The following is a 12722-nucleotide window of genomic DNA, read 5'->3' on the forward strand; positions in this document are numbered from 1 at the left end:
AAGGATGAAAGATAAAAAATCCGTAGCGATGATTGGTGCTGGAAGCTGGGGGACAGCACTATCATTAGTACTTGGCGACAATGGTCATACTATTCATATTTGGGGAAAAGATGAGAAAAATATTGCAGAGATAAATAATTTACATCAAAATAGTAAATATTTGCCTGGAATTACCTTACCCAATGAAGTAAAAGGCACTACTTCGTTAGAAGAGAGTGTTCATGATGTGGATATCATTGTTTTAGCTGTACCAACAAAAGCGATGCGTGAGGTAATTCCTCAATTACTCCCGTATATTAAAGAACCGAAAACGTTCGTTCATGTAAGCAAAGGAATTGAACCTGGTACATTACTTAGAATTTCTGAAATAATGGAGGAAGAGATACCTGAAAGCATCCGAAAGAGTATTGTTGTGCTCTCTGGACCTAGTCATGCGGAAGAAGTAAGCTTGCGTCATCCGACGACTGTTACAGTATCTTCTAAAAATATGAAGGAAGCTGAACTGGTACAAGATTTATTTATCAATCATAATTTTCGAGTATACACAAATCCGGACCTTATCGGAGTAGAAATTGGCGGGGCGTTGAAAAATATTATTGCAGTGTGTGCAGGGATTGCAGATGGATTAGGTTTTGGTGATAATGCAAAGGCCGCATTAATTACAAGAGGACTTGCTGAAATGGCAAGACTTGGAACAAGAATGGGCGCAAATCCACTTACTTTTGCTGGTTTGACTGGGATTGGAGATTTAATTGTTACTTGTACAAGTGTTCATTCAAGAAACTGGCGAGCAGGTAATATGCTTGGAAAAGGTCATGCACTAGAAGAAGTACTGGAGCAAATGGGAATGGTTGTAGAAGGAATTCGAACAACGAAAGCAGCCCATCAGCTTTCCGAAAAATACGATGTTACGATGCCTATCACAAATGCATTATTCGAAATTTTATTCAATGGCCAAGATGCAAAAGCAGCAGTCGAAAGCTTAATGGCCAGAGGAAAAACGAACGAAATGGAAGATTTAATAAACATTCTTGCTTCTCAGTACATAGAATAAGGAAAAGATGTGTACTTTGTAAATCCTTTCTTATGAAAGGAGAATGAACGAAATCTTTTTATGGAAATTTAGGCGTTTTAATGGTTCGAAAATGGATGTAATAACATAAAATGCCTTGAAGCAACCTAGTGGAATGAACAGGGTTTGGGTCAAATAGTCAATGGAAATCAAAGTGAGAAGTTTCCCCTACTTCTTACTTTGATTTTTTTTTGTTTTTCGACGCTTTACATTATCCTATATTGTTTGAACGATATATGTCTTTGTAACAGTTTGGCAAGTTTAATAGACTGGCTGATAATCAGATTAGTTTTTCTAGTCTTTTATAGGTGATTCCAAACAAAAAGTGTCATATCCCTTCTCTTCTTGTATATATTGAAGAGAAGGTTTTATTTATTCATACACAGAACAAATGGGATTAATATAGCTTATAAATGAATTCATGCTAGTTTCATAAAAAGAAAACGTATAGATGGGCATCATTTTTACGTTCATAAACAAAGGTCTTATTACTTTAAAATAAAAACTAGCAAAAAAAAGGGGAGGAAAATAAAAAATAAGGCATAAAGAGATAGGACAACATCATAAATATATATTGTCTAATAGTATTAAATGGATAATTCTATCCCATGTACTAGGAAAAGTTCAGGAGGGGATCACTTGGAAAAGGTAAATATTTTTAAAGATATTGCCGAAAGAACGGGCGGTGATATTTACTTAGGTGTAGTAGGAGCAGTGCGTACCGGAAAATCAACTTTTATAAAAAAATTCATGGAATTGGTTGTTATCCCAAACATGGACAATGAAGGTGATAGAGCTCGGACTAAAGATGAGCTTCCACAAAGTGCAGCAGGAAAAACAATTATGACAACAGAGCCAAAGTTCGTTCCAAATCAAGCGGCCTCTATTAAAGTAGATGAAGGATTAGAAGTGAATATTAGGCTTGTAGATTGTGTCGGGTATACTGTGCCGGGTGCACAAGGTTATGAGGATGAAAACGGTCCTAGAATGATCAATACACCATGGTATGAAGAGCCTATTCCATTTCATGAAGCTGCTGAAATAGGAACAAGAAAGGTTATTCAAGAACACAGTACAATTGGAGTCGTTATTACAACAGATGGTACGATTGGTGATATTCCAAGAAGTAACTATCTAGAAGCTGAGAATAGAGTAATTGAAGAGTTAAAAGAGGTTGGTAAACCATTTATTATGATTATTAATAGTGCTCAGCCTTATCATCCTAATACTGATGCTCTAAAACAAGAGCTTTCCGAAAAATATGATATTCCAGTTATTGCCATGAGTGTAGAAAGTATGCGTGAAACAGATGTATTAAATGTTATGCGAGAAGCATTATTCGAGTTTCCAGTTTTAGAGGTAAATGTAAACTTACCAAGCTGGGTAATGGTATTAAGAGAAAATCATTGGTTAAGAGATAATTATCAAGAAGCAGTAAAAGAAACAGTTAAAGACATTAAGAGATTAAGAGATGTGGATAGAGTCGTTTCGCAATTTAGTGAATATGAATTCATTGAAAATGCTGGTCTTGCAGGTATAGAAATGGGGCAAGGTATCGCAGAAATTGATTTGTTTGCACCAGATGAATTATATGATGATATCCTTAAAGAAATTGTAGGTGTGGAAATTAGAGGAAAAGACCACCTACTAGAATTAATGCAAGATTTTGCACATGCTAAAACGGAATATGATCAAATCTCAGATGCTTTAAAAATGGTGAAACAAACTGGGTATGGCATTGCTGCCCCCTCATTAGTGGATATGAGTTTAGATGAACCGGAAATCATTCGTCAAGGCTCGAGATTTGGGGTTAGATTAAAAGCCGTTGCACCATCCATCCATATGATTAAAGTGGATGTGGAAAGTGAATTTGCCCCAATCATTGGATCTGAAAAGCAAAGTGAGGAATTAGTAAGATACTTAATGCAAGATTTTGAGGATGATCCATTATCTATCTGGAATTCGGATATTTTTGGAAGAAGTTTAAGTTCCATCGTCCGAGAAGGCATACAAGCAAAATTGTCATTAATGCCAGAAAATGCACGTTATAAACTGAAAGAGACATTAGAAAGAATTATTAACGAAGGCTCTGGTGGACTCATAGCAATTATTTTGTAAGGACTCTATTTTAGAGTTCTTTTTTTGATGAATAAATAAAAAGGCATTTCTTTTATTAGATATATACCCGTTTATAACTTTGTTGAAACAACGGGAGAATAGTTCCATTTCTGCTCAAATTATGGATGAAATTGGTAAAAATATGGTTTTAATGTTACGCTTTTATTTCAAAATAAGAAAATATTGCTATCAATATATAAAATTTCTTGATATGCAGAAATGATTATGATAATCTTTTAAAGGAATTAGCGTTATAAAAGGTTTCTTAATCTTTATTAAAAGCTTAAGGCTTTTCATACTGGAATTTCTTTTTAGTAGAAACCAATTGGTCTCAATTAAGAAAAAATTCAGTAGGACGTATATAATTCCGTTAATTTGTTTACAAATAAAGATATGAAACTAATTTTTAGCTTTTATTTGAAACACTCGGGAGGAGGTGAAAGGCATGAACAAGACAGAATTAATCAATGCAGTTGCTGAAGCAAGTGAACTATCAAAAAAGGACGCTACTAAAGCAGTTGACGCTGTTTTCGATACAATTTTGAATGCTTTAAAAGATGGTGATAAAGTACAACTTATCGGTTTCGGTAACTTTGAAGTACGTGAGCGTGCGGCTCGTAAAGGTCGTAACCCACAAACTGGTGAAGAAATTGAAATCGCAGCAAGTAAAGTTCCTGCTTTTAAACCAGGTAAAGCACTTAAAGACGCAGTGAAATAATTACATACAATGATAGTATTTCACTAAAACCGCGAAAATTATCGCGGTTTTTTTCTGTTATTTTTAATGGTGCAAAGAAACAAAGCTGAATTATGTTCATTTAATTCGGAAAAGATAAAGCAGACCCTTTCCTAAGTGCCAATTGTATCCCTTTACTTTTTCTTGTGATATAATAATTAGAATATGTGATAGAAATGGAAAGTATTTTTTTTAAGTTTGCTTTGTTAATTTGTAGCTCTAAGATAGATAGACAATCTTTCGAAAGATAGTTTCACCTGTCTTAATTAAAAGCAGATGTGAGAAACGAAATTATAGAAAACCAGGAATAAATGGGGAACAAGGGTGATGTTATGGTTATGCAGGAATTAATAGAGAGTGTAAAAAAAAGAGTGATTGAGCGAACTTCGAATCATTATTTGCAAAAACATATACCAAATCCGGTTATAGATGAACATAAGATTTTACTAATTATATCTGTCCTTTTAGAGGCAAATATACAAAAACAAGAAATAATTACATATGCAACAACTATTACACTTATACAAATTGCCCTTGATACCCATGAGCTTGTTACAAATGAAAAGATGTATAAAGGGAACGAAAGAAATCGACAGTTAACAGTATTAGCAGGGGATTTATATAGTGGGCAATATTATAAAATATTAGCTGAAATCGAAGACCTTAAAATGCTTAAATTCCTTGCAGAAGGAATTAAAGAGATAAATGAGAATAAAATATTCTTTTATCATCAGAATGCGAAAACAATAGAGCAGGTAATAGAAAGCCTGAAAAATATTGAGGGAGCATTAATTAAAAAGCTTGTGGACTTTTATCAATTAGATGGATGGAAATCGCTTGTAGAGGAATATTTGTTTCTTTATCGAATACAAAAAGAAAAAGAATTATATGACCGCACGCAAGGATCAATCGTTGTCGAAACATTTTATAAGTATGAGAATAAGAATAATTTATTATCTATAAGTGCTAAAACAGCCGTATTAGATAAATATTTAAAAGAGACAAGTTCACGACTAGAAGAGATGCTAGAAAATCTTCCTGAATTACAAGCAGTGTTTAGAGAAAATACCTATCAGTTATTAAATGCAATAAACAAACAACAATTGTACGTAGAGGAAGGGTAATTAAAAATGCAAGAGCAGCAATCTAAAGAAGAAAAGGTACATAATGTATTTGAAAAAATTTATAGTAATTACGATAAAATGAATTCAGTCATCAGCTTTCAGCAACATAAACTATGGCGAAAAGACACGATGAAGAGAATGAATGTGCCTAAAGGAGCAGCATGTTTAGATGTATGCTGCGGAACAGCTGATTGGACAATTAGCCTAGCAGAGCAAGTTGGACCAAACGGCAAAGTAGTTGGACTTGATTTTAGTGAAAATATGTTGAGTATCGGTAAACAAAAGACAATGGGATATGAGAATATTGAGCTTATTCACGGGAATGCTATGGAATTGCCATTTGATGATAATCAGTTTGATTTTGTGACAATCGGCTTTGGTTTACGAAATGTTCCAGATTATTTAACTGTTTTAAAAGAGATGCGAAGAGTGGTAAAGCCAGGTGGATTGGTAGTTTGTTTAGAAACATCCCAGCCGACAATGCCGATCTTTAGACAGGGATACTACTTTTATTTTCGATATATCATGCCGGTTTTCGGGAAATTGTTTGCGAAAAGCTATAAGGAATATTCATGGCTTCAAGAATCGGCACGTGACTTTCCGGGTATGAAAGAACTTGCTCTGATGTTTCAAGAAGCTGGACTAAAGAAAGTGACATATAAGCCTTATTTTGGTGGTGTTGCTGCGGTTCATATAGGATATAAATAATCGTGCAATCATAGAGGAGAGTCTAAATCAAAATCCAATAAGCAATATTTGGATCAAGATGGGAGGACTACATTTTAATCCTGTATTCTTGTCCTTGTATTTAGACCTCTTTTTTTCATAAATAGGATTAAATTTATATATAAGCATTTTTATGCTGGATAATTATTTTAAAATATCGATACAAGTTGGGTGAGTAGTTAGTGAAATTAAAAATGATGTACTCATTTTTGAATTCGGATATAGATAAGATTGAGAAAGCTTTGGAAGAAACGGTACAGGCGAACTCTTCCATTTTAAGAGAATCATCGTTACATTTATTGCAAGCAGGTGGCAAAAGAATACGTCCGATATTCGTATTGCTTGCTGGACAGTTTGGTAACTATGATATTCAGGTTATAAAAAAGGCAGCTATTTCATTAGAATTAATTCATATGGCATCCTTAGTTCATGATGATGTTATAGACGACTCCGATTTAAGGAGAGGCCAACCGACGATTAAAGCAAAATGGGATAATAAAGTAGCCATGTATACAGGGGATTATATTTTTGCTAGGTCAATAGAAATTATGAGTGAGATAGATAAGCCAGCTGCTCACAAAGTCCTTGCTAATACGATAGTGGAAGTATGTATCGGTGAAATTCAGCAAATAAAAGATAAATACCGATTTGATCAAAATATAAGGGATTATTTTCGACGAATTAAACGGAAAACGGCATTATTAATATCGGCAAGCTCGTTAGTAGGGGCTATTGTTTCTGATGTTGAGGAAGATTATCAACAAAAGTTATATCGATTTGGTTATTATGTTGGAATGTCTTATCAAATCATAGATGATGTTCTCGATTTTGTAGGTACGGAAGAAGAATTAGGAAAGCCTGCTGGTGGAGATTTACTTCAAGGAAATATTACTTTGCCTGTTTTATTCGCGATGGAACAAGAAAAAGTGCGCGATAAAGTGATAACTGTTCATGAGGCAATGCCTAAGAAAGAGTTAATGGAAATTATCTCCATGATCAAAAATACAGATGCTATCGATCGTTCCTTGCAGGTTAGTGATTTGTATTTAAAAAAGGCTTTGCAAACTATCCATGATTTGCCAAATGGAAAAGCAAAATCTGCACTTAATAATATCGCTAAATATTTAGGAAAGCGCAAATTTTAAGGAATAAGCATACCTTTTGTACATGTTTTTGATGAAAGCGTTTTTAAATTTCTTTTGCATAAATTGGGTTTTTGTGGTAAGTTTTTCATGAATGACCATGTTTACTAGTCTAATACATATGGTAGGAGTGAGCTTATGGAAAGAACATTTCTAATGGTAAAGCCAGATGGGGTACAAAGAAATTTAATAGGGAAAATAGTAACCCGTTTTGAAGAAAAAGGTTTTCAACTTGTTGGAGCAAAGCTTATTCATATTACGGAAAATTTAGCGGAACAACATTATGCAGAACACAAAGGCAAGCCGTTTTTTACACAATTAGTAGATTTTATTACTTCAGGTCCTGTTTTTGCAATGGTTTGGCAAGGAGAGGAAGTTATTGCCAAGGCAAGACTGATGATGGGAAAAACGGATCCTTTGGAAGCTTTGCCTGGTACGGTTCGTGGTGATTTTGGAGTAGTAAAACATAAAAATATTATCCATGGGTCTGACGGGATAGAAAGTGCTCAAAGAGAAATTGCTCTTTTCTTTAAAGAAGAAGAAATAGTAGAGTATAAGAAACTATTAGATAGTTGGATTTACTAATATAGCTTACTTAGCTGTCCTATGCAGGGCAGCTATTTTTTTTGAATGATTAAACTAAGAGACCGGCTACCTTGGAGTATGGGCGATGATATCCAGCCGCTTCCGCTTTTGATGTCTAGCTCCGGGCACTAGGGGCTGATGGGCTTCTCGACCGTTCCCTAGGATAAGGCAACATCGATTCACTAACGTTCATCGTGTATCCTATATCTCAGGAACGGTCGCTCCATCCCACACGCCCCTACCGAGTGCCCTCCGCTTTTCAATGTCAAGCTTCAGCGCCTATCTTCTAGCAAACTTCGGTCGCTTCCCTACGATAAGTCAACATCGTCTCACTGCTTCCCCGTGTTTTCTTTATCTCAGTCAGCGCCCTCCAGTTTGTACGCCGATAACCAGTCGCTTCCGCTTTTCTAGTAATTATATGAATTATCGGAATAAAATTTGGCCGTTTTGTGGGAAAATCGTATATACTTAAAAAGTAGTTGATTTTATTATACTTGTGAGGAATTTTAAATGGAGAAGGATTTTCAAGATTTTATAAAGAATTTTTACAAATTATCAGGAATAGATTTGTCTTTGTACAAAGAGGCACAAATGAAAAGAAGGTTGACATCTCTTTATGAAAAAAGGGGTTTTACTTCTTTTGAAGATTATTTTAAAGCGATACATAAGGATAAACATTTATTGGACGAGCTATTAGATCGAATGACAATTAATGTTTCTGAGTTTTACCGGAATTATAAACGCTGGGAAGTACTGGAGAAAAAAATCTTACCCTCTCTTCTACAATCAAAAGCACAATTAAAGGTTTGGAGTGCCGCCTGCTCAACAGGAGAGGAGCCTTATACTTTATCTATGCTTCTTTCCAATGAAATGAAGTTGAGAGACTTTCAAATTCTTGCGACGGATATTGATATTAACGCCTTAGACAGGGCAAAAAAGGGCATTTATTTAGAGCGAGCATTAAACGAAGTACCATCCGCTCAAAAAGATAAATATTTTGAAAAAGATGGTGCAATGTTCAAAATAAAAGAGGAAGTTAAAAGAAATGTAACATTTAAGAAGCAAAACTTATTATCGGATTCGTTTGGCGGACCATTTGATTTAATTGTGTGTAGAAATGTTCTTATCTATTTTACAGAGGATGCAAAAGATTTACTTTACCATAAATTTTCTCAAGCTTTAAAACCTGGTGGAATTTTCTTTGTAGGGAGTACAGAGCAAATTTTTACACCTGCTAAATATGGATTTGAGACAGCAGATACTTTTTTTTATCGGAAAATATAAGTTAATGGCAAAACAACACTGCAAATTTATCGTTGTTTTGCCATTGTTTACATGATTGCTATTTTTCTTATGAAAAGGATTATCGCGTTGTAATATTTTGCGAAGATTTTTAGATTTTCACTATTCATAACAGGATTGGTATGTTATATTGGAACATAATCACTTTAAAGCGTTGAAGGGAGAAAGGATTCATTATGAGATATTTAACATCTGGGGAGTCACATGGTCCCAAATTAATCACAATTATCGAAGGACTTCCTGCTGGAATGCCTTTATTAGCTGAAGATATAAATAAGGAGTTAGCTAGAAGACAAAAAGGGCATGGCAGAGGAAGAAGAATGCAAATAGAAACAGATACCGTTGAAATTGGCGGCGGTATTAGACATGGTTATACGCTAGGTTCACCGGTTTCATTGATTGTAGAAAACAACGATTGGAAGCATTGGACTAAAGTTATGGGACAGGACCCAATTGATGAAGCGGAAGCAAACGAAATAAAACGAAAAATAAGTCGTCCACGCCCAGGGCATGCAGATTTAAATGGCGCTATTAAATATGGTCACCGCGATATGAGAAATGTGTTAGAGAGATCTTCTGCCCGTGAAACGACAGTTCGTGTAGCGGCAGGGGCAGTGGCGAAAAAGCTCCTTGATTTACTAGGGATTAAAGTTGCCTCACATGTCGTTGAAATTGGTGGTATAAAATCAAATATAACTAATTATGAGTCGATTGAAAAACTTAGGGAAATTACGGAAAATTCTCCTGTTCGCTGTTTAGATGAAGAAGCAGGCTTAAAAATGATGAATGCCATCGATGAAGCGAAAGCAAATGGTGATTCCATTGGCGGTGTAGTAGAAGTAATAGTGGAAGGTATGCCGATTGGTGTGGGAAGCTATGTGCACTATGACCGTAAATTAGATGCAAAGCTTGCTGCCGCAATCATGAGTATAAATGCATTTAAAGGAGTAGAGATTGGAATAGGCTTTGAAGCTGCTAGAAAGCCAGGAAGTGAAGTTCATGATGAGATTATATGGGATCAAGAAAATGGCTATTCTCGCAGAACAAACCGTCTAGGTGGCTTAGAGGGTGGAATGACAAACGGTATGCCAATTGTTGTAAGAGGGGTAATGAAGCCAATTCCGACCCTATATAAACCATTAAAAAGCGTGGATATCGATACAAAAGAAGAATTTACAGCTAGCATTGAACGCAGTGATAGCTGCGCAGTTCCAGCGGCATCTGTAGTAGCAGAGCATGCAGTTGCTTGGGAGCTTGCTGCAGCTATTGTTGATCAATTTTATGCTGATCGATTTGAAGGACTTGTAGCTAATATTGCTGAGCACAATAGACATGCGAGGGAATTCTAATGCAGACTGTTTCCATTCAAACAATGTCAAAACATTATGATGTATGGATTGGGGAGAATGTAATTGCAGAACTTTCAGCATTTCTGCAAAAGGAATTTGCTGATGTAACAAAAATTTTAATTATTACAGATGAGTCAGTTGAAAAGCTGCACCTGAAAACGGTTGAAAAGAAACTTTCCTCCTTTCCTGTCGTTAGCTATACAGTGCCAGCAGGAGAAAAGGCAAAAACATTTGATGTTTTTTATGCTTGTTTGACCTATATGCTAGAACAGCACCTTGACCGTAAATCGCTAGTGTTAGCATTAGGGGGCGGAGCCGTTGGGGATTTAGCAGGCTATGTAGCTGCTTCCTTTATGAGAGGAATTCCTTTTATTCAAATCCCAACCACTATTTTAGCTCATGATAGTGCAGTTGGCGGAAAAGTAGCTATTAACCATCCTTTAGGTAAAAACATGATTGGTGTTTTTAATCAGCCAGAAGCTGTCTTTTATGATACAACGTTTCTATCTACACTGCCGCTTCAAGAACTTCGCTCAGGATTTGGTGAGGTAATCAAACATGCATTAATTAGCGATATAAGCTTTTATCATGAACTACGTAGCAAGATAAGTGATTTATCACAAGTAAAAATTGCTTATTGGTCTGAAATTCTTGAGAAAGGTATTCTTGTTAAACAAGCGATTGTTGAAGAAGATGAAAAGGAAACAAGTGTACGTGCCTTTTTGAATTTTGGGCATACATTAGGTCATGCAATTGAGGCAGAGATGGGGTATGGAAAATTTACTCATGGAGAAGCTGTCGTGATTGGAATGATATTTGCGATAAGATTAAGTAAGCGAAAATATGACATAGCATTTTCGCTAGAGGAGTATATAAAGTGGCTTAAACAGTTAGGTTATACTTGTGATATTCCCAATGATTTAGAAATAGAACGTTTAATTGATCGAATGAGACAGGATAAGAAATCTATAAATGGGACGATTCGTTTTGTCCTTTTACAAGAAATAGGATCTCCTGTGCTAGTAGAAGTGAACGAAGCGGTAATTAGAGAAGAATTAGGTTTATTTAAAGGTGGGAAGTAGATGATTAGAGGCGTTAGAGGAGCAATAACGGTTGAACACAATATCGAAGCAGAAATTTTATCTGCAACAGAAAGACTTTTTAAAGAGATGATAAACGCAAATAATATAAAAGCATGTGATGTGGCATCCGTATTTTTGTCAGTAACAGATGATATAAATGCTGCTTTCCCAGCTAAAATTATTCGTATGCAAGAAGATTGGACATATGTACCAGTTATGTGTATGAAAGAAATAGCAGTTCCTCATTCATTAGAAAAGTGTATTCGGATTATGATGCATTGGAACACGGAGCTGCCGCAAGAGGAAATACAGCATACTTATTTAGAAAAAGCAATTCAATTAAGACCTGATTTAACAAAACAATAAACTTGAGGTGAAAAATATGAAATGGAAACAGCAGCTTTTAGGGTTGAAAGCTTACCAGCCTGGTAGAACGATAGATGAAGTGAAAAAACAATTTAAACTTGAACATATTGTTAAGCTTGCGTCTAATGAGAACCCATTTGGAAGTTCTCCAAAAGTATTAGAGGCTTTAAAAAAAGTCGATGGCTCTTATGCATTGTATCCCGATGGATATGCAACAAACCTTCGCTATGCGTTAGCTGATTTTTTAAAGGTTAAACCAGAAGAGTTAGTATTAGGAAATGGTTCTGATGAAATTATCTTAATGATATCTAGAGCCTTATTAAGACCAGGGTTAAATACGGTAATGGCTAGTCATACATTTGGACAATATAAGCACAATGCAGTCGTTGATGGAGCAGAGGTTCGAGAAGTTCCTCTAACAGAAAAAGCAGAACATGACCTGCCTGCAATGCTTAAAGCTATTGATGATAATACTAGTGTTGTCTGGCTATGCAGCCCAAATAATCCAACCGGTACATATATCCCTGAGCAGGACTTACTTGCTTTTCTAGAAAAAGTTCCAGAGGATGTGCTTGTAGTACTTGATGAAGCGTATTACGAGTATGTAGTGGCAGAAGACTATTATGAAGCTATTTCGCTCACACGACAGTTTAATAATTTAATCGTTTTACGAACATTTTCAAAGATATACGGTCTTGCGAGTTTCCGTGTAGGATATGGTGTTGCCAATGCTAGCTTATTAAACACATTAGACCCGGTTAGAGAACCATTTAATGTTAATACATTAGGGCAAATCGCAACAGAAGAGGCCTTAAAGGATCAAGAATTTGTGGAGTCTTGTCGAGAGAAAAATAGAGAAGGTCTTGAACAGTTATATCGTTTCTGTGAGGAAAATAATTTATCCTACTTCCCATCACAAACAAATTTTGTGCTAGTTGATTTCAAAATAGATGGGGATGAAGTATTTCAATACTTAATGAGTAAAGGGTATATCGTCCGTTCAGGTGTTCCATTGAATTATCCAACCTCTGTTCGAATTACAATAGGCTCAAAAGAAGAAAACGATGGTTTGATTGAAGCAATGAAACAGTTTCTTGCTGAAAAGAAAGTGGCGCAATAA

General features: G+C 35.5%; 12 protein-coding genes. All 12 read left to right on the plus strand.

All coding sequences use genetic code 11. From position 1 onward, the window contains the following. The first annotated feature begins 4 nt into the window (after window positions 1–4). The 12 genes from NiCM35_RS12300 to hisC all read left to right on the plus strand — a co-directional run bounded on the left by NiCM35_RS12300 (window position 5) and on the right by hisC (window position 12722). The gene (locus tag NiCM35_RS12300; protein WP_095331831.1) at window positions 5–1054 is read left to right on the plus strand and encodes an NAD(P)H-dependent glycerol-3-phosphate dehydrogenase; all 1050 of its coding nucleotides are present in this window, start codon (window positions 5–7) and stop codon (window positions 1052–1054) included. Window positions 1055–1711: 657 nt separating this feature from the next. After that, the gene (gene spoIVA, locus NiCM35_RS12305; protein WP_095331833.1) at window positions 1712–3190 is read left to right on the plus strand and encodes a stage IV sporulation protein A; all 1479 of its coding nucleotides are present in this window, start codon (window positions 1712–1714) and stop codon (window positions 3188–3190) included. A 445-nt stretch (window positions 3191–3635) separates the two neighbouring features. Beyond that, entirely contained in the window at window positions 3636–3908 is a 273-nt protein-coding gene (locus NiCM35_RS12310) for an HU family DNA-binding protein (protein WP_016203034.1), read from the plus strand. A 356-nt stretch (window positions 3909–4264) separates the two neighbouring features. After that, on the plus strand, window positions 4265–5050 hold the full coding sequence (locus tag NiCM35_RS12315; RefSeq protein WP_433779658.1) for a heptaprenyl diphosphate synthase component 1: 786 nt from the start codon (window positions 4265–4267) through the stop codon (window positions 5048–5050). Window positions 5051–5056: 6 nt separating this feature from the next. Further along, a complete protein-coding gene (locus NiCM35_RS12320; protein ID WP_095331837.1) occupies window positions 5057–5758 on the plus strand; it encodes a demethylmenaquinone methyltransferase in 702 nt (233 codons plus the stop codon). Window positions 5759–5958: 200 nt separating this feature from the next. Then, window positions 5959–6921 carry a heptaprenyl diphosphate synthase component II gene (gene hepT, locus NiCM35_RS12325; RefSeq protein ID WP_123257847.1) on the plus strand — a complete coding sequence of 321 codons (963 nt, stop codon included), beginning with the start codon at window positions 5959–5961 and terminating at the stop codon, window positions 6919–6921. Between the two features lie 135 nt (window positions 6922–7056). Then, a complete protein-coding gene (gene ndk / locus NiCM35_RS12330; RefSeq protein ID WP_095331840.1) occupies window positions 7057–7503 on the plus strand; it encodes a nucleoside-diphosphate kinase in 447 nt (148 codons plus the stop codon). Between the two features lie 510 nt (window positions 7504–8013). Then, window positions 8014–8787 carry a CheR family methyltransferase gene (locus tag NiCM35_RS12335; protein ID WP_095331842.1) on the plus strand — a complete coding sequence of 258 codons (774 nt, stop codon included), beginning with the start codon at window positions 8014–8016 and terminating at the stop codon, window positions 8785–8787. Window positions 8788–8981: 194 nt separating this feature from the next. Next, complete coding sequence (gene aroC / locus NiCM35_RS12340; protein ID WP_095331844.1) at window positions 8982–10154, plus strand: chorismate synthase; 1173 nt, start codon at window positions 8982–8984, stop codon at window positions 10152–10154. Next, window positions 10154–11236 carry a 3-dehydroquinate synthase gene (aroB, locus tag NiCM35_RS12345; protein ID WP_095331846.1) on the plus strand — a complete coding sequence of 361 codons (1083 nt, stop codon included), beginning with the start codon at window positions 10154–10156 and terminating at the stop codon, window positions 11234–11236. Before aroC ends, aroB begins: the two co-directional genes overlap by 1 nt. Then, window positions 11237–11602, plus strand: coding sequence for a chorismate mutase (gene aroH, locus NiCM35_RS12350; protein WP_095331848.1), 366 nt, complete (start codon window positions 11237–11239; stop codon window positions 11600–11602). It begins immediately after the preceding gene. 16 nt (window positions 11603–11618) lie between these two features. Continuing rightward, complete coding sequence (gene hisC, locus NiCM35_RS12355; RefSeq protein ID WP_095331850.1) at window positions 11619–12722, plus strand: histidinol-phosphate transaminase; 1104 nt, start codon at window positions 11619–11621, stop codon at window positions 12720–12722.

This window comes from Niallia sp. M35 (assembly GCF_050971705.1).
In the GTDB taxonomy this organism is placed as follows: domain Bacteria; phylum Bacillota; class Bacilli; order Bacillales; family Cytobacillaceae; genus Niallia; species Niallia circulans_A.

Coding starts and splice junctions, on each gene's coding strand:
- hisC (WP_095331850.1), top strand. CDS start 11,619: ATGAAATGGAAACAGCAGCTTTTAGGGTTGAAAGCTTACCAGCCTGGT.
- NiCM35_RS12310 (WP_016203034.1), top strand. CDS start 3,636: ATGAACAAGACAGAATTAATCAATGCAGTTGCTGAAGCAAGTGAACTA.
- aroH (WP_095331848.1), top strand. CDS start 11,237: ATGATTAGAGGCGTTAGAGGAGCAATAACGGTTGAACACAATATCGAA.
- ndk (WP_095331840.1), top strand. CDS start 7,057: ATGGAAAGAACATTTCTAATGGTAAAGCCAGATGGGGTACAAAGAAAT.
- aroC (WP_095331844.1), top strand. CDS start 8,982: ATGAGATATTTAACATCTGGGGAGTCACATGGTCCCAAATTAATCACA.
- NiCM35_RS12320 (WP_095331837.1), top strand. CDS start 5,057: ATGCAAGAGCAGCAATCTAAAGAAGAAAAGGTACATAATGTATTTGAA.
- NiCM35_RS12335 (WP_095331842.1), top strand. CDS start 8,014: ATGGAGAAGGATTTTCAAGATTTTATAAAGAATTTTTACAAATTATCA.
- NiCM35_RS12300 (WP_095331831.1), top strand. CDS start 5: ATGAAAGATAAAAAATCCGTAGCGATGATTGGTGCTGGAAGCTGGGGG.
- NiCM35_RS12315 (WP_433779658.1), top strand. CDS start 4,265: ATGCAGGAATTAATAGAGAGTGTAAAAAAAAGAGTGATTGAGCGAACT.
- aroB (WP_095331846.1), top strand. CDS start 10,154: ATGCAGACTGTTTCCATTCAAACAATGTCAAAACATTATGATGTATGG.